The organism is Kitasatospora sp. NPDC088391 (assembly GCF_044753345.1).
Lineage (GTDB): Bacteria > Actinomycetota > Actinomycetes > Streptomycetales > Streptomycetaceae > Kitasatospora.
In genome coordinates this window covers 211,522-232,887 of sequence record NZ_JBIVNB010000006.1, presented here as the reverse complement: position 1 = coordinate 232,887, position 21,366 = coordinate 211,522, and the positions used below count along the sequence as shown (strand labels likewise).

At 74.0% G+C, this 21,366-nt stretch carries 18 protein-coding genes; 10 read left to right on the top strand and 8 right to left on the bottom strand.

From position 1 onward, the window contains the following. Positions 1-125: 125 nt before the first annotated feature. Together ACIQBJ_RS20280 and ACIQBJ_RS20275 are read right to left on the bottom strand one after the other, a co-directional pair. Positions 126-1,211 carry a DUF475 domain-containing protein gene (locus ACIQBJ_RS20280; protein ID WP_400711968.1) on the bottom strand — a complete coding sequence of 362 codons (1,086 nt, stop codon included), beginning with the start codon at positions 1,209-1,211 and terminating at the stop codon, positions 126-128. Positions 1,212-1,262: 51 nt separating this feature from the next. Next, a complete protein-coding gene (locus ACIQBJ_RS20275) occupies positions 1,263-1,838 on the bottom strand; it encodes a TerD family protein (protein ID WP_400711965.1) in 576 nt (191 codons plus the stop codon). 380 nt (positions 1,839-2,218) lie between these two features. Between ACIQBJ_RS20275 and ACIQBJ_RS20270 the strand changes: the two genes are divergently transcribed. Then, on the top strand, positions 2,219-4,552 hold the full coding sequence (locus ACIQBJ_RS20270; protein WP_400711962.1) for a PQQ-binding-like beta-propeller repeat protein: 2,334 nt from the start codon (positions 2,219-2,221) through the stop codon (positions 4,550-4,552). Positions 4,553-4,607: 55 nt separating this feature from the next. Here the strand turns inward: ACIQBJ_RS20270 and ACIQBJ_RS20265 are convergent, their stop codons facing one another. From ACIQBJ_RS20265 to ACIQBJ_RS20255, 3 genes are all read right to left on the bottom strand, one after another. Further along, positions 4,608-5,183 (bottom strand): TerD family protein, encoded by a 576-nt coding sequence (locus ACIQBJ_RS20265; protein ID WP_400711959.1) that lies wholly within the window; start codon positions 5,181-5,183, stop codon positions 4,608-4,610. Positions 5,184-5,324: 141 nt separating this feature from the next. Next, positions 5,325-5,783, bottom strand: a complete 459-nt coding sequence (locus ACIQBJ_RS20260; RefSeq protein ID WP_400711956.1) for a peroxiredoxin — start codon at positions 5,781-5,783, stop codon at positions 5,325-5,327. 377 nt (positions 5,784-6,160) lie between these two features. Beyond that, positions 6,161-6,598 (bottom strand): DUF3052 domain-containing protein, encoded by a 438-nt coding sequence (locus ACIQBJ_RS20255; RefSeq protein ID WP_400711953.1) that lies wholly within the window; start codon positions 6,596-6,598, stop codon positions 6,161-6,163. A gap of 468 nt (positions 6,599-7,066) precedes the next feature. Here ACIQBJ_RS20255 and aceE point away from each other — a divergent pair, with 468 nt between their 5' ends. Continuing rightward, complete coding sequence (gene aceE / locus ACIQBJ_RS20250; protein ID WP_400711950.1) at positions 7,067-9,817, top strand: pyruvate dehydrogenase (acetyl-transferring), homodimeric type; 2,751 nt, start codon at positions 7,067-7,069, stop codon at positions 9,815-9,817. A gap of 259 nt (positions 9,818-10,076) precedes the next feature. Here aceE and ACIQBJ_RS20245 read toward each other — a convergent pair whose 3' ends face one another. Beyond that, positions 10,077-11,663 (bottom strand): MFS transporter, encoded by a 1,587-nt coding sequence (locus tag ACIQBJ_RS20245; protein ID WP_400711947.1) that lies wholly within the window; start codon positions 11,661-11,663, stop codon positions 10,077-10,079. Positions 11,664-11,860: 197 nt separating this feature from the next. On the opposite strand from ACIQBJ_RS20245, the gene ACIQBJ_RS20240 reads away from it, so the two are divergent. The 7 genes from ACIQBJ_RS20240 (at position 11,861) to ACIQBJ_RS20210 (ending at position 18,808) form a co-directional block, all read left to right on the top strand. Next, positions 11,861-12,511: a TetR/AcrR family transcriptional regulator gene (locus tag ACIQBJ_RS20240; protein ID WP_400711944.1), complete on the top strand. Its 651-nt coding sequence runs from the start codon at positions 11,861-11,863 to the stop codon at positions 12,509-12,511. Positions 12,512-12,598: 87 nt separating this feature from the next. Continuing rightward, positions 12,599-13,876, top strand: coding sequence for a sensor histidine kinase (locus tag ACIQBJ_RS20235; protein ID WP_400711941.1), 1,278 nt, complete (start codon positions 12,599-12,601; stop codon positions 13,874-13,876). After that, positions 13,873-14,550, top strand: a complete 678-nt coding sequence (locus ACIQBJ_RS20230; RefSeq protein WP_400711938.1) for a response regulator — start codon at positions 13,873-13,875, stop codon at positions 14,548-14,550. The genes ACIQBJ_RS20235 and ACIQBJ_RS20230 overlap by 4 nt, the downstream gene beginning before the upstream one ends. A gap of 116 nt (positions 14,551-14,666) precedes the next feature. Next, a complete protein-coding gene (locus tag ACIQBJ_RS20225; protein WP_400711935.1) occupies positions 14,667-15,782 on the top strand; it encodes an alpha/beta hydrolase in 1,116 nt (371 codons plus the stop codon). 67 nt (positions 15,783-15,849) lie between these two features. Next, entirely contained in the window at positions 15,850-17,058 is a 1,209-nt protein-coding gene (locus ACIQBJ_RS20220; RefSeq protein ID WP_400711932.1) for an acyltransferase, read from the top strand. A gap of 79 nt (positions 17,059-17,137) precedes the next feature. After that, positions 17,138-17,473, top strand: a complete 336-nt coding sequence (locus tag ACIQBJ_RS20215) for an MmcQ/YjbR family DNA-binding protein (protein ID WP_400711929.1) — start codon at positions 17,138-17,140, stop codon at positions 17,471-17,473. A 144-nt stretch (positions 17,474-17,617) separates the two neighbouring features. Further along, positions 17,618-18,808 (top strand): alpha/beta hydrolase, encoded by a 1,191-nt coding sequence (locus tag ACIQBJ_RS20210; RefSeq protein WP_400711926.1) that lies wholly within the window; start codon positions 17,618-17,620, stop codon positions 18,806-18,808. A gap of 25 nt (positions 18,809-18,833) precedes the next feature. Here the strand turns inward: ACIQBJ_RS20210 and ACIQBJ_RS20205 are convergent, their stop codons facing one another. Both ACIQBJ_RS20205 and ACIQBJ_RS20200 read right to left on the bottom strand, forming a co-directional pair. After that, entirely contained in the window at positions 18,834-19,850 is a 1,017-nt protein-coding gene (locus ACIQBJ_RS20205; protein ID WP_400711923.1) for an aldo/keto reductase, read from the bottom strand. Next, complete coding sequence (locus ACIQBJ_RS20200) at positions 19,847-20,374, bottom strand: MerR family transcriptional regulator (RefSeq protein ID WP_400711920.1); 528 nt, start codon at positions 20,372-20,374, stop codon at positions 19,847-19,849. The genes ACIQBJ_RS20205 and ACIQBJ_RS20200 overlap by 4 nt, the downstream gene beginning before the upstream one ends. A gap of 121 nt (positions 20,375-20,495) precedes the next feature. Here ACIQBJ_RS20200 and ACIQBJ_RS20195 point away from each other — a divergent pair, with 121 nt between their 5' ends. Beyond that, entirely contained in the window at positions 20,496-21,323 is an 828-nt protein-coding gene (locus ACIQBJ_RS20195) for a serine hydrolase domain-containing protein (RefSeq protein WP_400711917.1), read from the top strand. The last annotated feature ends 43 nt before the right edge of the window (positions 21,324-21,366 follow it).

Below are 21,366 nucleotides of genomic sequence, written 5' to 3'. Positions count from 1 at the left end.
CGGCGCGACAGCACCGCGGTACCGAGCAGCAGTACCGAACAGCACCACCGCAGTACCGAGAACGGCCGCGCCCGCCGGGGAACTCCCCCGGCGGGCGCGGCCGTTGCGGTTGGGTACCGGCGGCGCTAGGACTCCGCGCCCGCGCCCTCCAGCGCCTGCTGGCGCTTGTTGCGGACCATCGAGGAGGCCAGGGCCGCGCCGATGAAGGCGACGCCGATCAGGCCGGTGACGATCTCCGGGATGTGGTACTTGATCGAGGCGAGCAGGATCAGCGCCAGCGCGCCGATCGCGTAGTGCGCGCCGTGCTCCAGGTACACGTAGTCGTCCAGGGTGCCCTTGCGGACCAGGAAGACGGTCAGCGAGCGGATGTACATCGCGCCGATGCCGAGGCCCAGGGTGATCTGGAAGATGTCCTGCGAGATGGCGAACGCGCCGACCACGCCGTCGAAGGAGAACGAGGCGTCCAGGACCTCCAGGTAGATGAAGAGGAAGAACGCGGCCTTGCCGCCGACCTGCATGACCGTTCTGCCGCTGCGCTTGGCCTCTTCCTCGGCCTCCTCCTGCTCCTCCAGGCCGGACTCGAAGACCCCGGAGAGGCCGTTCACGGCGAGGTAGGTGGCGAGGCCGCAGACGCCGGCGAGCAGCACCGTCTCGGCGCGGTCACCGGCGAAGAAGCGGGAGGACAGGGCGAGCACGACCAGCGCGATGACCGAGGAGAGCGCGTCCAGCTTGCCGATCTTCTCCAGCGGCTTCTCCAGCCAGCGCAGCCAGTTGAAGTCCTTCTCCTCGAAGATGAAGTCGAGGAAGATCATCAGCAGGAAGACGCCGCCGAAGGCCGCGATGGCCGGGTTGGCGGCCTCCAGGTACTGCGCGTAGGTCTGGCCGTCGTGGGTCTTGGTGGAGTCGAGCGCCAGCTCGATGACCGTCCCGGGGCCGAGCTGGGCGGTCAGGCCGACCACCAGCAGCGGGAAGACCAGGCGCATGCCGAAGACCGCGATCAGCACGCCGACCGTGAGGAAGATCTTCTGCCAGAAGGCGTTCATCCGCTTCAGGACGGTGGCGTTGACGACGGCGTTGTCGAAGGACAGGGAGATCTCGAGGATCGAGAGGATCAGGACGACGCCGAATCCTTCGGCCCCCCAGATCAGGCCGGCGGCGATCAGGCCGGCGATCGTGATGGCGAAGGACCATCCGAACGTACGGAGGAACACGGGGTCGGTTACCTTTCTGGCTACCGGAATTGACCCATTCCGGACTGGTTGTTACTGAACGTTGACGCCGAAGTCGAGCACGATCCCGCGCAGGCCGGAGGCGTAGCCCTGGCCCACCGCGCGGAACTTCCACTCGCCCTGGTAGCGGTACAGCTCGCCGAAGATCATCGCGGTCTCGCCGGAGGCGTCCTCGGACAGGTCGTAGCGCGCGATCTCGCTGCCGTCGGCCAGGTTGACCACCCGGATGTAGGCGTTGGAGACCTGCCCGAAGCTCTGCAGCCGGGCGTCGGCGTCGTAGATGGAGACGGCGAAGACGACCTTGTCGATCTGCACCGGCACCAGGTCGAGGTGGACCTGCACCACCTCGTCGTCCCCGTCACCGTCGCCGGTGAGGTTGTCGCCCTGGTGCTCGACCGAGCCCTCGGGGCTGCGCAGGTTGTTGTAGAACACGAAGTACTCGTCGCCGATGACCCGGCCGCCGGAGCACAGCAGCGCGCTGGCGTCCAGGTCGAAGGGCGCGCCGGTGGTGGACCGGGCGTCCCAGCCGAGGCCGATCTGAACCTGGGTCAGGTTCGGCGCGGCCTTGGTCAGCGAGACGTTCCCGCCCTTGGCGAGGGTGACGGACATCGGACTTCCTCCCAGCTCCCGTCTCCGGGGCTCCCGGGGTGTGCGGCGGAACCGCCGTCGGACCGCCCGGGAGGGCCGGTCCGGCGGATGCGCCCGAAAGGCGCACCCAAGAGGTCTACGCCCCCCGACGGCCGCGCAGTGCTGCACACCCGACTGAACTTCCTGAACTCCGCGCTCCGCCCGGCCCGGTGGCCGCCCCGGGGCCCCCGAGGGCCGCCCCGCGCACTCCCCCCGGCCGGTCGACGGATCGCGGCCGAATCTATCAAGCCCCCGACCCGGCCCTCCCCCGGCGACCCGCCCGGGCCCCGCGGGTACGCTGCTGGCCCGGCCGCCGGAACCGCACCCGGTGCCGCACGCAGAAGCAACGGGGGTACCAGGCCATGCCGTTCGAACCGCTCGACCGCGCCGACCCGGAGACGGTCGGCCCCTACCGGCTGCTGGCCCGGCTCGGCGCCGGCGGCATGGGCCGGGTCTACCTGGCCCGGTCGGCCGGCGGCCGGACCGTCGCGGTCAAGGTGGTGCGCGCCGAACTCGCCGAGGACGCCGACTTCCGCGAGCGGTTCCGCCGCGAGGTGGCGGCCGCCCGCTCGGTGGAGGCCGCCCGCACCGCCCCCGTGGTGGACGCCGACGCCGACGGCACGCCGCCCTGGCTGGCCACCGCGTACGTGCTCGGCCCGGCGCTCGACCGGGCCGTCTCCGCGCACGGCCCGCTGCCGGCCGGCACCGTCCGCACCCTGGGCGCCGGCCTGGCCCGGGCGCTGGCGGCGATCCACGCCGCCGGGCTGGTGCACCGCGACCTGAAGCCCTCCAACGTGCTGCTGGCCGCCGACGGGCCCCGGGTGATCGACTTCGGGATCGCCCGGGCGCTGGACGGCGACCGGATGACCTCCACCGGCGTGGTGGTCGGCTCCCCCGGCTTCATGAGCCCCGAGCAGGCCGCCGGGCGCCGCACCGGCCCGGCCGGCGACGTGTTCTCGCTCGGCTCGGTGCTGGTGCTCGCCGCCACCGGCCACGGCCCGTTCGAGCACGCCGAGGACGGCGGCGCCCCGTCCGCGGCCTCGCTGCTGTACCGGGTGGTGCACGACGGGCCGGACCTGTCCGGCCTGCCCGCGGAGCTCCGCCCGGCCGTCACCGCCTGCCTGGCCAAGGAGCCGGGCGAGCGGCCCGCGCCCGAGGAGCTGGCCGCGCTGCTGGAGGACTCCGCCGCCCCGGCCGGGGCGGGCTGGCTGCCCGCCGCGCTGGCCGCCGAGACGGCCGGCCACGCCGCCGCGGTGCTGGACCTGGAGGCCCCGCTGCGCGCCCACGACCCGCGCCGCGCCCCGGCCGTCCGGACCCCCACCGAGGTCTCCGGCCCGGCCGCCCCGGGCCCGGCCGACCCCGGCACCGTCCGGCTGCGCGCCGCCGACCCGGCCCCCGACGCCGTCACCGCCCCGACCGCGCCCGTCCCCGCCCCGTCCCGCCGCGGACTGCTGCTGGGCGGCGGCGCGGCCGTGCTGGCGGGCGCGGGCGGCCTGGGTGCCTGGATGCTGCGCGGCGGCGGCGCCCCCGGCCCGGGACCGGCCCCGGCCCCGACGACGACCCCGCCCGCCCCGGCCCGCCCGAGCCGCGCCCCGGGCGTGCCGCCGACCCCGCTGTGGACGTACCGGATGTCCTCCAGCAACGTCGGCTCGCTGGGCCTGGTCTTCTCCCCCGGCCTGCTGCACCTGGGCAGCGCCGACCTGATCGCCGTCGACCTGGCGGACGGCAAGGAGAAGTGGATCACCAAGGACGCGATGGCGTACCACCTGGCGCAGGCGGGCGGCTCGCTCTCCTACGGCACGGTCGCGGACCTGATCACGGTGGACGCGGCGACCGGCGCGGTGCTGTGGAAGTACCGCCCGGAGCCCGCGCGGCCGAACGGGGTGCAGATCGCCTCGGACACCGTGCTGGCCGCCGACCGGGACGCGGTGTACGCGATGTGCGCCTACCTGCAGTTGGACGGCTCCGGGCTGCCGGACGCCGGGGCGCGGACCGACAAGGGCATCATGGCGCTGAACCGCAAGGACGGTTCGATGCGCTGGAACCAGCACCGCAACCGGACCGCCGACTACATGGTCAGCTCCGACCTGACCGCGGACACCCTGCTGTACACCGACAGCAAGGAGAACCTGGTCGCCCGCTCGCTCGCCGACGGCAGCCAGAGCTGGGTCGCCCCGACCGACTCCCGGGCCTCCTACCAGCCGGCCCTGCAGGACGGCCTGGTGTTCTGCTCGACCGGCCCGAACGGCCTGCAGGCGGTCCGGGTCGCGGACGGCAAGCAGGTCTGGGCGAAGACCTCGGAGCGCTCGACCCGGCTCTGGTACTCGCCGCCGGCCGCCGGGAAGCACGTCGTCTACGCGGTGCTCGGCGGCATGACGCTGACGGTGCAGGGGACCACCTACACCCCGACCGCCCCGCCCCGGGTGGTGGCCTTCGACGCGGTCCGCGGCACCGAGCTGTGGCACCTGGAGCTGCCGGGCGAGGTCGGGATGGACGACAACCCGGTGCTGGTCGGCGACACCCTCTTCGTCGCGGCCGGCGACCGCGGCGTGCACGCCGTGGACGTGGTGAACCACAAGCTGCGCTGGACGTTCCAGACCGGGGCGAGCGCGTCGCTGCCCTGGCACCTGGCGGGCAACGACGAGCTGCTGATCGCCGTCCAGGGCGACCGGGTGATGGCGCTGCCGCCGGAGTAGCCGCGCCGGGCCGGGACCGCGGACGGTCCCGGCCCGGCTTGCGGCCGCCGGACCGTCAGACGTTGACGCCGAAGTCCTGGGCGATGCCGCGCAGGCCGGAGGCGTAGCCCTGGCCGATGGCCCGGAACTTCCACTCGGCGCCGTTGCGGTACAGCTCGCCGAAGACCATCGCGGTCTCGGTGGAGGCGTCCTCGGACAGGTCGTAGCGGGCGATCTCGGCGCCGCCGGCCTGGTTCAGCACCCGGATGAAGGCGTTCCGGACCTGGCCGAAGCTCTGCTGGCGGTTCTCGGCGTCGTAGATCGACACCGGGAAGACGATCTTGGTGATCTCGGCCGGGACGCCGGCCAGGTTCACCTTGACCTGCTCGTCGTCGCCCTCGCCCTCGCCGGTGAGGTTGTCGCCGGTGTGCTCGACCGAGCCGTCGGCGCTCTTCAGGTTGTTGAAGAAGATGAAGTCGGCGTCGGAGCGGACCTTGCCCTGGTCGGTGCAGAGCAGCGCGCTGGCGTCCAGGTCGAAGTCCGTGCCGGTGGTGGTGCGCACGTCCCAGCCGAGGCCGACGACCACGGCGGTCAGGCCGGGCGCCTCCTTGGTCAGCGAAACGTTGCCGCCCTTGCTGAGGCTGACACCCACGTGGTTCCTCCAAGAATGTTCCGGTTCCCGATCCGTCAACGGCCCGATCGTAGTGCCGGGTTCCCCGACCGCGCCGACAACTCGGCCCGGCCGCCCGGACGAATCCGGGCGGCCGGGCCGGGAGCGCTGCCGGACGGGGCCTCAGAGGGCGCCGAGGGCCGCCAGGTACTCCTTGGTGTCCCGGGCGTCCGGGAGGCCGTTCACGATGCTCCAGCGGACGGTGCCCGCCTTGTCGATCACGAAGGTGCCGCGGACCGCGCAGCCCTTCTCCTCGTTGAACACGCCGTAGGCGCGGGAGACCTCGCCGTGCGGCCAGAAGTCCGAGAGCAGCGGGTACTCCAGGCCCTCCTGCTCGGCGAAGACGCGGAGCGAGAACGGCGCGTCGTTGGAGACGGCGAGCACCTGCACCTCGTCGTTCTGCAGGCGCGGCAGCTCCTTCTGGATCTCGCAGACCTCGCCGGTGCAGACGCCGGTGAAGGCGAACGGGTAGAAGACCAGGACGACGTTCTTCTCGCCGCGGAAGTCGGAGAGCTTCACCGACTCGCCGTGCTGGTTCCTGAGCTCGAAGTCGGGGGCCTGGGCGCCGATCTCGACGGTCATTGCGGGGGCCTTCCTGCCGGAGGGGATGCTGCTGGCAGGGAGATCCTCCCATCCGCCGGGCCCCCGATCGGCCGTCCGGGTGGGGCGGGGCGGTCGGACCGGGCGGTTTCAGCCCTGAGTGAACACCGTGGCGCGGCCGCCCCGGAACGCCGGCGGGGGGGGGGGGGGGGGGGGGGGGGGGGCGGCGCGCCCCCGGGGGGGGGGGGGGGGGGGGGGCGGGGGGGGGGGGGGGGGGGGGGGGGGGGGGGGGGGGGGGGGGGGCGGGGGGGGGGGTTCCCCCCGGGGGGGCCCCCGGGGGGCGCGCCCCCCCCCCCGCGGGGGGGGCCCGGCGGGGGGGGGGGCGCGGGCGGCCCCCGCCGCGGGTCGCGGTCCGAGGGTCAGCGCTTGCCGGCCTTCGAGGCCTTGGGGGTGGCCAGCCGGGTGCCCGCCCAGTCCTTGGCGAGTGCCACCGAACTGGTCTGCGAGAGGCCGGCGGTCTTGGCCGCGTCGGCGATCTCGTGCGCCTCGACGTGGCCGTCCCGGCCGGTCTTCGGCGTCAGCAGCCAGATCAGGCCGCCCTCCGCCAGGTACTCCAGGGCGTCGACCAGGGCGTCGGTGAGATCCCCGTCCTCGTCGCGGTGCCACAGCAGGACGCCGTCGGCGACGTCGTCGTAGTCCTCGTCGACGAGTTCGGTGCCGGTGATCCCCTCGATGCCCTCGCGGAGCTCCTGGTCACTGTCTTCGTCGTACCCGAGCTCCTGGATGACCTGGCCTTCTTCGAAGCCCAGACGGAGAGCGGGGTTGGACTTGTCCGCGGGGTCCGCGGTCGCGCTCACGGGAATAACCTCCAGTATTCGGCCCGGCGTCCGTGCCGGGGCTGTGGCCGTAGTCCACACGGGAGCGGCGGTTCGCGCAAGTACCCGACCCCCGATCCCACCCAAAGGTTGACGTGTCGCGCCGCGACACGCCGCCCATTGTGACCGTGATCGCACCGGTATGTCCGGCTGCGCACCGACATGGATGCTTCGTCTCCTGCCCGCGCGGAGCCCGTTCACACCCCGTACGCCTGCCCGAGATGCGAACGGCATTCGGGCCGGAGGAGGGTGCGGGCGTAAAGTCTCCTGTTGGCCCTCATCCCGGCCGGCCGCCATCGTCCGTCCGGGGTCCCAGGTCGGACCACCTCCTGACCGTACCGCCCAATCGGCGGAACGGTTACCGATCGGTAGATATGACGGATCTCCGAACGCGGTAGCACGATGGAGGGGGCGCGACAACTCAGTTTCGACCGACAGTGAAGGAACAGCGTGGCTTCCGGATCCGATCGCAACCCGATCATCATTGGCGGCCTCCCGAGCCAGGTCCCGGACTTCGATCCCGAGGAGACCGCGGAGTGGCTGGAGTCGCTTGACGCTGCCATCGACGAGCGCGGGCGCGAGCGTGCCCGCTACCTGATGCTGCGGCTGATCGAGCGCGCCCGCGAGAAGCGTGTCGCCGTGCCCGAGATGCGCAGCACGGACTACGTCAACACCATCGCCACCAAGGACGAGCCGTTCTTCCCCGGCAACGAGGAGATCGAACGCAAGATCCTGAACGCGACGCGCTGGAACGCGGCCGTCATGGTCTCCCGCGCCCAGCGCCCGGGCATCGGCGTCGGCGGCCACATCGCCACCTTCGCCTCCTCCGCGTCGCTGTACGACGTGGGCTTCAACTACTTCTTCCGCGGCAAGGACGCCGACGGCGAGTCCGGCGACCAGGTCTTCTTCCAGGGCCACGCCTCGCCCGGCATCTACGCCCGCGCCTTCCTGCTGGACCGGCTGACCGAGCAGCAGCTCGACGCCTTCCGGCAGGAGAAGTCCAAGGCGCCGTTCGGCCTCTCCAGCTACCCGCACCCGCGGCTGATGCCGGACTTCTGGGAGTTCCCGACCGTCTCGATGGGCCTCGGCCCGCTCGGCGCGATCTACCAGGCCCGGATGAACCGCTACCTGGAGCACCGCGGCATCAAGGACACCTCCGACTCGCAGGTGTACGCCTTCCTGGGCGACGGCGAGATGGACGAGCCCGAGTCGCTGGGCCAGCTGTCGCTGGCCGCCCGCGAGGGCCTGGACAACCTGACCTTCGTGGTCAACTGCAACCTGCAGCGCCTGGACGGCCCGGTCCGCGGCAACGGCAAGATCATCCAGGAGCTGGAGTCGCAGTTCCGCGGCGCCGGCTGGAACGTCATCAAGCTGGTCTGGGACCGCTCCTGGGACCCGCTGCTGGCCCAGGACCGCGACGGCGTCCTGGTCAACAAGCTGAACACCACCCCCGACGGCCAGTTCCAGACCTACGCCACCGAGACCGGCTCGTACATCCGCGAGCACTTCTTCGGCGGCGACCTGCGCCTGCGCGCCATGGTCGAGAACATGACGGACCAGCAGATCCAGCACCTGGGCCGCGGCGGCCACGACCACCGCAAGGTCTACGCCGCGTTCAAGGCCGCCCGCGAGCACAAGGGCCAGCCGACCGTCATCCTGGCGCAGACCGTCAAGGGCTGGACGCTGGGCCCCAACTTCGAGGGCCGCAACGCCACCCACCAGATGAAGAAGCTGACGGTCGAGGACCTGAAGCGCTTCCGCGACCGGCTGCACCTGCCGATCACCGACAAGCAGCTGGACGAGGGCTACCCGCCCTACTACCACCCGGGCCGCGACTCGGAGGAGATCCAGTACATGCACGACCGCCGGGAGGAGCTCGGCGGCTACGTGCCCACCCGCAAGGTGCGCCCGCGCAAGCTCGAACTCCCGGGCGACGACGCCTACAAGGCGGTCAAGAAGGGCTCCGGCAACCAGACCATCGCCACCACCATGGCGTTCGTCCGGGTGCTCAAGGACCTGATGCGGGACAAGGGCATCGGCAACCGCTTCGTGCCGATCGCGCCCGACGAGTACCGCACCTTCGGCATGGACTCGCTGTTCCCGTCCGCCAAGATCTACAACCCGCTCGGCCAGACCTACGAGTCGGTCGACCGCGAGCTGCTGCTGGCGTACAAGGAGTCCCCGTCCGGCCAGATGCTGCACGACGGCATCTCCGAGGCCGGCTGCACCGCCTCGCTGATCGCGGCGGGCTCCTCGTACGCGACGCACGGCGAGCCGCTGATCCCGGTGTACGTCTTCTACTCGATGTTCGGGTTCCAGCGCACCGGCGACCAGTTCTGGCAGATGGCCGACCAGCTGGCCCGCGGCTTCGTGATCGGCGCCACCGCCGGCCGCACCACGCTGACCGGCGAGGGCCTGCAGCACGCCGACGGCCACTCGCACCTGCTGGCCTCCACCAACCCCGGTGTGGTCGCCTACGACCCGGCCTACGGGTACGAGATCGCCCACATCGTGCAGGACGGCCTGCGCCGGATGTACGGCTCCTCCGCCGAGCACCCGCACGGCGAGGACGTCTTCTACTACATGACGGTCTACAACGAGCCGATCAAGATGCCCGCCGAGCCCGAGGGCGTGGACGTCGACGGCATCCTCAAGGGCCTCTACCGGCTCAAGGGCGGCGAGGCCGGCCAGATCCCGGCGCAGCTGCTCGCCTCCGGCGTGGCGGTGCCGTGGGCCCTGGAGGCGCAGCGCATCCTCGCCGAGGAGTGGAACGTCAAGGCGGACGTCTGGTCGGCGACCTCCTGGAACGAACTGCGCCGCGACGCCGTCGAGGCGGAGGAGTTCAACCTGCTGCACCCCGAGGAGCCGCAGCGCGTCCCGTACGTGACCAGCAAGCTCTCCGGGGCCGAGGGTCCGTTCGTGGCCGTCTCGGACTGGATGCGGGCCGTCCCGGACCAGATCTCCCGCTGGGTGCCCGGCCAGTGGCAGTCGCTGGGCGCCGACGGCTTCGGCTTCGCGGACACCCGCGGCGCGGCCCGTCGCTTCTTCCACATCGACGCGCAGTCGATCGTCCTGGGCACGCTCACCGAGCTGGCCAAGCAGGGCAAGATCGACCGCTCGGCGCTGAAGGACGCGATCGACCGCTACCGGCTGCTCGACGTGGCCGCCGCCGACCCGGGCGCCGCGGGCGGCGACGCCTGAGCACCACCTGACGCGAAGGTCCGCCCGAGGAGGGAACTCCCCTTCCTCGGGCGGACCTTTCCGTTGCCGGACAGGTGTTCGCGCCCCTGTCGGGGCACCGGGGTCCCGTGAAGTCCCGCACCCCGTGCGGGGATCCGGGGCCCACCGAAGTTCCGCGCCCCGTCAGGGGCGCGGGGAACTGCGGGAGCAACCCCCGCAAGAACAGCGAGGTCCGCCCGAGGAGGGAGATCCCCTCCCCGGGCGGACCCGTGGCAGTACGTCAGATGTGGACGGCCGGGCCGGCGTCGTTGGCGCCGCGCTTGGTGAGCAGGCCGAGGCCGGCGGCGGCCAGCGCGACCACCGCGGCGACCACGAAGGCGGTGCTCATGCCGCTGACGAACGAGGAGTGGACCGCATCGGCCATGCCCTGCACGACGTTCGCCGGGGTGTCGGCCGGGGCCGGCGGGGCGATGCCGAGCTGGGCGGCCTGCTTGAGCTGCTCGCCCTGCTCGCCGGTCGGGAACGGGGCGCCGGTGGCGGCCCACTTGCCGGGCAGCACGTCGGTGACCTTGGAGGCCATCACGGCGCCGAGGACGGCGGTGCCGAGCGAGCCGCCGACCTGCATGGCGGCCTGCTGGAGGCCGCCGGCGACGCCGGACAGCTCCAGCGGGGCGTTGCCGACGATGACCTCGGTGGCGCCGACCATGACGGGGCTGAGGCCGAGGCCCATCAGCACGAACCAGAGCGCCATCGCGCCGTTGCCGGAGCCGATGTCCAGGGTGGACATGCCGAGCATCGCGGCGGTGGTGAACAGCATGCCGCCGACGATCGGGATGCGCGGGCCGACCTTGCCGATCAGGAAGCCGGCCACCGGGGCGCCGACGATCATCATGCCGGTCATCGGGAGCAGGTGGACGCCGGCGTCGACCGGGGCCATCCCGTGCACGTTCTGCAGGTAGAAGGTGACGAAGAAGATGCCGCCGAAGAAGGCGAAGGCCATCAGCACCATCAGCAGGGTGCCGGCCGAGAGCGGCACCGAGCGGAACAGGGCAAGCGGGACCAGCGGTTCCTTCGCGTAGTTCTGCCAGACCGCGAAGAGCACCAGGGCGAGCACCGCGCCGCCGAGGAAGAGCAGGGTGGCGGGGTCGCCCCAGCCCCAGCCCGGGGCCTTGATGATGCCCCAGACCAGCATGAACATCGCGCCGGAGAGCAGCACGATGCCGGGGATGTCGAAGGACTTGGCGGCGTTCTCGGCGCGGACGTCCTTGAGGATCAGCAGGCCGAGCACCAGGGCGAGCGCGCCGACCGGGATGTTGATGAAGAACACCGACTCCCAGCTGACGTGCTCGACCAGCAGGCCGCCGACGATCGGGCCGGCCGCGGTGGAGGCGCCGATGACGCCGCCCCAGATGCCGATCGCCATGTTCAGCTTGTCGGCGGGGAAGGCGCCGCGGAGCAGGCCGAGCGCGGCGGGCTGGAGCAGCGCGCCGAACAGGCCCTGCAGGACGCGGTAGAAGATCACCTGCTGGATCGAGCCGGCGAAGCCGATCGCGGCGGAGGTGGCGGCGAAGCCGACCGCGCCGACCAGGAAGGTGCTCTTGTGGCCGAACCGGTCGCCGATCTTGCCGGCGGTGATCAGGAAGACCGCCAGGGCCAGCAGGTAGCCGCTGGTGACCCACTGGATGTCGGCCGGCGAGGCCTTCAGGTCGAGCTGGATGGCCGGGTTGGCGATGGCGACGACGGTGCCGTCGAGGGCCACCATCATCACGCCGACGGCGACCGTGAGCAGGGTCAGCCAGGGGTGTCCCCGAAGCTTGCCCCCGGCGGCCGGGGCCGCTTCCTTGTCGAGTACAACGGACTGGCTCATGGCTCGGGAGTTCCCCGTTCGTGTGGTCGTGCGCGGGCGCCGCGCCGGACTGCGGCGGCACCCGGCCCCGCCCGTCCCCACGAGCTGCCACGGTCGGGCGCCGCCACCCGCGGAACATTATGTCAGCCGCTGACATTAGACAAAGCGTGACTCCTGTCACTCGATGTCAACTGTCAGGGCGGCGATATCGTTGACCCATGGCCACCACCACCGCCGCCGACCCGATGCCCGTCGGCCTGCGCGAACGCAAGAAGCAGCGGACCCGGGACTCGCTCTGCGGCGCCGCCCTGCGGCTGTTCCTGCGGCAGGGCTACGGGCGGACCACGGTGGACGAGATCGCGGCCGAGGTGGAGGTCTCCCAGCGCACCTTCTTCCGGTACTTCGCCAACAAGGAGGAGGTCGCCCTCGCCGTGCTGGCCGAGGCCGAGGAGGAGTTCCTGGCCCGGCTGCGGGCCCGCCCGGCCGGGGAGAACCCGCTGGAGGCGATGCGCGGCGCGGTCCGCGAGGTCTGGCTGAGCCTGGACGAGGGCCGCGGCTCGGCGTCCGCCGCGCTGGAGCTGTTCGAACTGATCGAGTCCACCCCCACCCTGCTCGCCGCGCACCTGCGGCACGCCATCCAGCAGGAGGTCGAGGTGGCCCGCGTCCTCGCCGAGCGCGAGGGCCTCGACCCGGCCGTCGACCTGCGGCCCCGGCTGCTCGCCGCCGTCTTCGGCACCGTGGTGCGGATCTCGCACCTCTCCTACGCCGCCGCGCCCGACCAGGGCGGCCACGACAAGGACGGCATGCTGGCGCTGATCGAGCGTCACCTCGACCAGCTGGGACCGGCGTTGGCGGGTTCCTGGCGCTGACCCGGGTCCGGGTGCTACCCGGGTAGCACCCGGACCCGGCACCCGGGTATGAGGACAGCGCCCGCGCGCCGCCCTACCCTCGGCCCGGTGAGCACCTGGAAAGACTTCCTCCGCGCCCTGTCCGAACCCGTCCCCGACCGGCGGCCGCCACTGGCGACCGCGCGGCGGAGGTGGGTCCGGCTGGCCCCCTACGGCGCGGTGCTGGCGATGGTCGGCGCGCTGCTGCCCACCGGCATCGTCGCGTTCACCCGGTTCTACGGGGTGGACCCGGCGCTGGGCACCGCGCTGGCCACCGTGCAGGCCGGGTCGCTGGTGCTGGCGCTGACCCGCCCGCTGACCGCCTGGCAGCTGATGGCGCCGTCGGTGGTGGTCGGCGCGGTCGTCACGCACGGGTCGGCCGCCGAGCAGCCCTGGCCGTGGCCGGTGCCCACCCTGCTGGCGTACCTGTTCCTGATGGTCTTCCTGGCGGTCCGCGAGCGCGGCCGCACCCTGCTCGCCGTCTGGCTCGTCACCCTCCTCGGCTGCAGCCTGAGCTGGACCGCCTTCACCGCGCACTTCGACGGCACCTCGGTGGTCGTCGCGGCGGTCTCCGCCGCGGTGCTGCTGCTCGGCTGGAGCCTGCGCGGCCGCGGCGAGGCGCAGCGGCTGCTGGCCGAGCAGGAGCAGATCTCGGAGGCCGAGCGGGCCGGGCGCGCCCTGCTGGAGGAGCGCGCCCGGATCGCCCGCGAGCTGCACGACGTGGTCGCCCACCACATGTCGGTGATCGCCGTGCAGGCCGACAGCGCCCCCTACCGGCTCACCGGCCTGCCCGCGGAGGCGGTCGCCGAGTTCGGGCAGATCGCCACCGCGGCGCGCGGCTCGCTGGCCGAGATGCGCCGCCTGCTGGGCGTGCTGCGCTCCGCCGACACCGCCGCCGACAAGGCCCCCCAGCCCGGCCTGGCCGACCTGCCGCGGCTGCTCGCCACCGTGGGCCAGGCCGGGGTGCGGGCCGAACTCGCCGTCGCCGCGGGCGCGGAGGCGCTCGACCCGGTGCCCGAGGCGGTCGGCCTCTCCGCGTACCGGATCGTCCAGGAGGCGCTGGCCAACGTGGTCCGGCACGCGCCCGGCGCCACCGCCGAGGTCCGGCTGGACGCCGCGGACGGCGCGCTGACCGTCCGGGTCGAGAACGCGCCGCCGCCGGGACGGCCGGGGAAGGCCGCCGGCGTCGAGAGCTCCGGCTCGACCGGGCAGGGCCTGATCGGAATGCGCGAGCGCGTCCGCCTGCTGGCTGGCACCCTGGACACCGGCCCGACCGCCGACGGCGGCTACCGGGTGACCGCCGTCCTGCCGCTGGACGGCACCGATCCGGGGGAGAGCACCGCATGACCATCCGCGTCCTCATCGTCGACGACCAGGCGATGGTCCGCGCCGGGTTCGCCGCCCTGCTCAACGCGCAGAGCGACATCGACGTGGTCGGCGACGCGCCCGACGGCCTGCAGGCGATCGAGGCCAGCGGGCGCACCCACCCCGACGTGGTCCTGATGGACGTCCGGATGCCCGGGATGGACGGCCTGGAGGCCGCCCGCCGCCTGCTCGACCCGCCGCCCGGGGTGGTCCACCGGCCGCGGGTGCTGATGCTCACCACCTTCGACGTCGACGACTACGTGTACGAGGCGCTGCGGGCCGGGGCCAGCGGCTTCCTGCTCAAGGACGCCCCGCCCGCCGACCTGATCGCCGCCGTCCGGGTGGTCGCGGCCGGCGACGCGCTGCTCGCCCCGTCCGTCACCCGGCGGCTGATCGCCGACTTCGCCCGCCACCGGCCCGCGCCGCGCCGCGACCCGCGGCTGCGCCTGAACGGCCTGACGCCGCGCGAGACCGAGGTGCTCGAACTCATCGCCCGCGGCCTCTCCAACCAGGAGATCGCCGCCCACCTGGTGCTCGCCGAGCAGACCGTGAAGACCCACATCGGCCGCATCCTGGCCAAGCTCGACCTGCGCGACCGCGCCCAGGCCGTCGTCCTCGCCTACGAGAGCGGCCTGGTCCAGCCCGGCGCGCAGTAGGGCCGCCCCCGGGTAACCCCCCGGTACGACACGGGGCTTGGCCCCGTGGGGTGACGCCCCGCCGGGTGTCCCGTTCCTACCTTCCTCCCGTTGCCGAAACAGGAGGAGGAACGAGGATGCTGTCACGTCTGCGCCGGGGGACGGCCGCGGCCGGGCTGGTGCTCGCGGCCGTGCTGGGAACGGGGTCGTGGGCGTCCGCCGACACCCAGGCACCGCTGACGGGCCCGCCGCCGGGGGCCGCCGCGTGGGTGGCGGACACCTCGCCGGGCCTGCGGACGCCCGACCCCGGCACCGCCTCCCCCGCCGAGGTCGCCGCCTTCTTCGGGCAGTTGACGCCCGCCCGGCAGGACGCCCTGGTGCTCCGCCACCCGCAGGTGGTCGGCAACCTGGACGGCGTCCCCGCCGCCCTGCGCTACCGGGCCAACGCGCTGGCCCTCGCCGCGGAACTGGACCGGCAGCGCGCCCTGGCCGACGACCCCGCCCGCCCGGCCCGCGACCGCGCGGCCGCCGCCGCGAAGGCCGACCGCTACCGGAGCCTGACCGGCCGCCGGCTGCTCGCCTTCGACCCGCGCGGCCGCGGCCAGGTCGCCGAGGTGTTCGGCGACCTCGCGCCGGGCGGCCGGACGGCCGTCCTGGTGCCCGGCGCCGACGTCGACCTGGGGAACTACGACAGGGCCACCGCCGACGGCTTCGACTCCCTGGCCGGGATGGCGCGTTCGCTGCGCGCCGCGAGCGGCGACCGGGTCGCGGTGGTGGCCTGGGTCGGCTACACCACGCCGCTCGGCATCGGGGTGGACGTGGCCCGCGAGGAGCTGGCGCGGGCCGGCGCGCCCCGGCTGGCCCGGCTGGTGGCGGGCCTCGCCCCGGCGACCGGGCCGGTCACGGTGTTCTGCCACAGCTACGGCTCGGTGGTCTGCGGACTGTCGGAGCCCGACCCGGCGGACGTCGCGGGGCTGGTGGTGCTCGCCTCCCCGGGCATGGGCCTGGACCGGGCCGAGGAACTGGCCGTCCCGGTGTGGGCCGTCCGGCGCAACGCCGAGGACTGGATCTCCGACGTGCCGAACGTCCGGCTGCTCGGCTTCGGCCACGGCGCCGACCCCACCGCCGCGGACTTCCACGCCCGCCCGCTGCCGTCGACCGGCTCGCACGGCCACAGCGGCTACTTCGCCCCGGGCTCGGCCTCCCTCGCCGCCTTCGCCGCCCTCGCCCGGACCGGCTCCCCCACCGCCTGACGCCCCCGCCGCCCGACATCACCACCGCCCGACACCCCCTCAGCGTTCCTCCCGGAAAGGGACTCCCGTGCTGACCACGCTCCGCCGCGCCGCCACGACGACCGACGCCAGGACCCCCGCCACCCGCGACCGCGCCCTGGACGGGCTGCGCGCCCTCGCCCTGCTCTCGGTGCCGGTCGGGCACTGGATGCTCGGCGGCCTCACCCTCACCGACGGCGTGCTGCACAACGCCAGCCCGCTGGGCGCGCTGGGGTTCATGGCCCCGCTCAGCTGGGTGCTGCAGATGCTGGGGGTGTTCTTCCTGGTCGGCGGCCGGGCCTCCGCGCTGTCCTGGCGGCGCGCCGCCGCCCGCGGCACCGGCGCCCGGCAGTGGCTGCGCGGCCGGACGCTGCGGCTGGCCCGGCCGGTGCTCGGGGTGGCCGCCGTCTGGGCGGTGCTGATCCCGCTGCTGCGCGCCCTCGGCGTCCCCGCCGACACGGTGCGCACCGGGGCGGTGCTGATGGTGCAGCCGCTCTGGTACATCGGGATGTACCTGGTGCTGACCGCGCTGACCCCGCTGTGCGTGAAGTTCGGCGCCCGGAGCCGGGGTTGGGGCGCGGGGCTGCTGCTGGCGGCGGTCGCCGCGGTGGACCTGCTGCGGTACGGGCCGTGGGGCGCCGCGATGCCGGGGTGGCTGAGCCTGCTGAACCTGCTGCCGGGCTGGCTGTTCGCCTACCAGCTGGGCGTGGACTGGGCGCACGGCCGGATCACCCGGGCCGGGGCGAGGCTGCTGGCGCTCGGCGGGGCCGCGCTGTTCGCCGTGCTGCTGCTGGTGTTCCACTACCCGGCCAGCATGGTCGGCGTGCCGGGCGCGGCCCGCACCAACTCGCACCCGCCGTCCCTGCTGGTGCTGGCGCTGGCCTCGGCGCAGGGCGGCGCGGCGATGCTGCTGAAGGACCGGCTGGGCCGGGCGCTGCGCCGCCCGCTGCTCTGGCTGCCGGTGGTGGTGGTCAACCTGGGCGCGATGACGGTCTTCTGCTGGCACCAGACCGCGATGTTCCTGACCGCGCTGGCCGGCTCGCGGCTGGGCGGGGCAGTGCCGGGCCTGACCACCGCCCCCGACTCGGGGCTGTGGGCGCTGGAACGGCTGTGCTGGCTGCCGGTGTTCGGCCTGGTGCTGGCGCTGATCGGCAGCCGGGCGCGGCGCTTCGACGGGCCGTGGCCCTCGCGCGCCTGGCGCGCGGCCGCCGGGGCGGGCGCCGCCCTGTTCGCGGTGTACGCCCTCGGCGCGGTCTGAGCGCCCCCAGCACCCCCTCCCCCGGCCGGAACTGACGGCCCGTCGGACGCCGCCGACGGCACGCCGTACGCTGGCGGCCATGGCGACCTTCGAGGAACTGACCGCGCTGGCCCTGGAGCTGCCGCAGGCGCACCGGGAGACCACCTGGGAGCAGGACACCTTCCGGGTCGGCCGGAGGATCTTCGCGATGGGCCGGGCCGAGGCCGGGGCCGCCACCGTGAAGGCCACGCCCGCGGAGCAGGCCGAACTGGTCGCCGCCGCGCCCGCGGTGTACTCGGTCGCCCCGTACACCGGCCGGTTCGGCTGGGTCCGGGTCGAGCTGGCCGGCGTCGGCGCCGAGGAGCTGCGGGAGCTGCTCACCGACGCCTGGCGCTCGGTGGCGCCGAAGCGGGCGCTCCAGGAGTACGACAGGTAGCGTCCGGGCGAATGTGACGGGGAACACTGTTTGCTCCCTGCCTCCGGCACCGGCCGCCCTCTACTCTGGCCACTAGTTGTTGGCAGCTCAGAGCACCGTCGGGCCCGGCCCGCCGAGACGCACCGGCCCGAGGGAGTGGACGCCATGCACCGCAGGCGGGTCAAGCGCATCCTGATCGGCGTCTTCGCGGGCTGCGCCGTGCTGGTGGACGCCGGTGCCGCGGCCGCCCAGGCCGCCGCCTCCACCGAGCAGTTGGCGATCACCACCCCGCCGGCCGGCAGCGCCGCCTGGGTCGCCGACGACTCGCTGGGCCGGGCCCTGCCGGACCCGGCGACCGCCAAGCCGGCCGTGGTCGCCGCCTTCTTCGCCTCGCTGACGCCCGCCGAACTGGACCGGCTGGTCGCCGAGTACCCGCTGGTGGTCGGCAACCTGGACGGGGCCCCGCTGGACGCCCGCTACCGGGCCAACCGGGTCGCGATCACCGCCGAGCGGGACCGGGCCCGGCAGCGTTCCGAGGACCCCGCGCTGGAGCCCGCCGTCCGGGCGCTCGCCGCCTCCCGCGCCCACGACTCGGACCGGCTGCTCGCCGACGGCCGGCAGATCCTCGCCTTCGACCCGCGCGGCCGCGGCCTGGTCACCGAGGTCTGGGGCGACCTGGCCGCCGCCCGGCGGGTCGCCGTCCTGGTGCCCGGCTCGGACGCCGACCTCGGCCACTTCGACCAGACCGCCGACCCGATGCGCTCCCCCGCCGGGATGGCCCGCGCGCTGTACGCCGAGGAGCACGCGCAGTCCCCCGGCACCCGCACCGCGGTGATCGCCTGGACCGGCTACGTCACCCCGCAGGGCCTCGGCCCGGACGCCGTCACCTCCCGGCTCGCCGACGCCGCCGCGCCCCGGCTGGAGCGGCTGCTCGACGGCCTGAAGCAGACCAGCAGCCCCGAGGCGCCGCCCGCGCTGCTCTGCCACTCGTACGGCTCGGTGGTGTGCGGCACCGCCGCCCCGGCCGTGCACGAGGGGCAGCCCACCGACGTGGTGGCGTTCGGCAGTCCCGGCATGGGCGTCGACTCGGTGTCCGAGCTCGGCACCGGCGTCCAGGTGTGGGCCGCCCGCAACCCCGGCGACTGGATCGGCAACGTGCCGTACCTGGAGGTCGGCGGCCTCGGGCACGGCGCCGACCCGACCACCCAGGCGTTCGGCGCGATGGCGATCTCCTCCGCGGGCGCCAACGGCCACAACGGCTACCTGGTCGACGGCACCGCCAGCAGGCACAACTTCGCGGCGATCGCCCTCGGCCACTACGGGGACGTCAGCGCCCGCCCCGTGGACGGGAACTGACGCCCCCTCACCCCCCGAGGGGCCGTCAGAGCTCGCGGGCCTCGGCGGTGGAGCTCATGTCGGCGTAGCGGTCGCCCGCCACCCGGCCGGCGATCGGCTCCAGCTCGGCCAGCTCCTCCGTGGTCAGCCGCAGGCCGGTCGCGGCGACGTTCTCCGCCAGCCGCTCGCGCTTGCGGGTGCCCGGGATCGGCACCACGGACAGGCCGTGCGCCTCGGCGCGCTGCTGCACCCAGGCCAGCGCGACCTGCGCGGGCGTCGCGCCGCGCTCGGCGGCGATCTTCCGCACCGGGGCGATCAGCCCGTCGTTCCCGGCCGCGTTGTCGCCGGTGAACTGCGGCAGGTGGCGGCGGTAGTCGTCGGCGGCCAGCTGCCCGGCGTCGAACGAGCCGGTCAGGAAGCCCCGGCCGAGCGGCGAGTACGGCACCAGCGCCACGCCCAGCTCGGCCGCGGCCGGCACCGCGGAGCGCTCCACGCCCCGGGCGAACAGCGACCACTCGGACTGCAGCGCCGCGATCGGGTGCACCGCGTGCGCCTCCCGCAGCTCCGGGCCGGTCACCTCGGACAGGCCCAGGTGCCGCACCTTGCCGGCCGCCACCAGCTCGCCCATCGCGCCGACCGACTCGGCCAGCGGCACCCGCGGGTCGCGCCGGTGCATGTAGTAGACGTCGATCACGTCCACGCCGAGCCGGCGCAGCGAGGCGTCCACCGCCTGCCGGATGTACGCCGGGTCGTTGCGGATGCCGCGGTAGTGCGGGTCGTCGGCGCGCCGCTCGATGGAGAACTTGGTGGCCAGCACCACCTGGTCGCGGTGCGCCCGGACGAACGGGCCGATCAGCTCCTCGTTGGCGCCCGAGCCGTAGATGTCGGCGGTGTCGAACAGGGTCACCCCGAGTTCCAGTGCCCGCTCCAGGGTGGCCAGCGCCTCCGCCGTGTCGGTCGGGCCGTAGAACTCGCTCATCCCCATGCAGCCCAGGCCCTGCACGCCGACGACCGGGCCGTCGGTGCCGAGCCGGGTGGTCCCGATGCTGTTGCTGCTGCTCATGCGCTCTTCCTGTCCTGTGCGTCGTTCTCGGCTGCTCGTACGTCTTCCGCTTCCCGGGCGTCCACCGCGCCCGGCAGGTCCCCGCAGGGCCGGCCGCCCAGCTCGGCGTAGTGGTCGATCTTCAGGTCGATCACCGCGAGCGTGGCGTGCAGGTCGGCGAGCCGCTGCCGCACCTCCGCGCGGTGCGCGACCAGCAGGTCCCGCCGCTCGGCCCGGGTGCCGTCGCCGGCCCGGAGCAGCTCGACGTACCGCACCATGTCGGCGACCGGCATGCCGGTCAGCCGCAGCTTGGTGAGGAACCCGAGCCGGGCCAGGTCCGCGTCGCTGTACCGGCGCTGCCCGCCGTACGAGCGGTCCACCGGCTCCAGCAGCCCGATCCGCTCGTACCAGCGCAGCGTGTGCGCGGACAGCCCGCTGGCCGCGGAGACCTCGCTGATGCCGTGCCGCGGCGTCGGGTCGGGGGCCCGGCCGGGCCTCCGGAACGCCTGCTCGCACTCGGTGACCTGTGGTGCGGACCCTGCCATCGGAACTGACCCCCGTCTCGGCGACGAACACGACGCTACTGAGTTAGAGCGCGCTCCAAGCAAGCCTGGCACGCCCGGCAGCCGGGCCGGGCCCGGACCGCGCTGGATTAGAGTGCGGCCCATGGAGAGCTTGCGGATGATCGAGGACTGGCCGGTACCCCACGCCGCGGCGGCGGTGGTGCGCGGGAGCGACGGCGCGCTGCTCGGCGCGCACGGGCCACAGGAGCACCTGTTCCCGCTGGCCTCGGTGACCAAGCTGCTCAGCTCCTACGCCGTCCTGGTCGCCGTCGAGGAGGGCGTCTTCGAACTCGACGACCCGGCGGGCCCGCCCGGCTCCACCGTCCGCCACCTCCTCGCCCACACCTCCGGCCTGGCCTTCGACGAGCACCGGGTGATGGCCGAGCCCGGCAACCGGCGCCTCTACTCCAACGCCGGCTTCGACGTCCTCGCGGCGGCCCTCGAAGCGGCGTCCGGCATCCCGTTCGCGCAGTACGCCGCCGAGGCGGTCTTCCGGCCGCTCGGCATGCACGCCACCCTGATCAACACCGCGCACCGGGCGCCCGCCGGCGCGGGCGGCCTCTCCACCGCGGCCGACCTGGCCCGGTTCGCCGCCGAGCTGCAGTCCCCGAAGCTGCTCGACCCGGAGACGGTGCGCGCCGCGACCCGCGAGGTCGCCTTCCCCGGCACCAGCGGCGTGCTGCCCGGCTTCGGCCACCGCCGCCCCAACGACTGGGGCCTCGGCTTCGAGATCCGCGACCACAAGGCCCCGCACTGGACGGGCACCGCCAACTCCCCCGCCACCTTCGGCCACTTCGGCCAGTCCGGCACCTTCCTCTGGGTCGACCCCGCCGCCGACCTCGCCTGCCTCGCCCTCACCGACCGCGACTTCGGCCCGTGGGCCGCCGAGGTCTGGCCCCAGCTCTCCGACGCGATCCTCGCGGAGGCGTGAGCAGACCGGACGCGAAACCGGAGGCGCGGGGAACTGCGCGGCC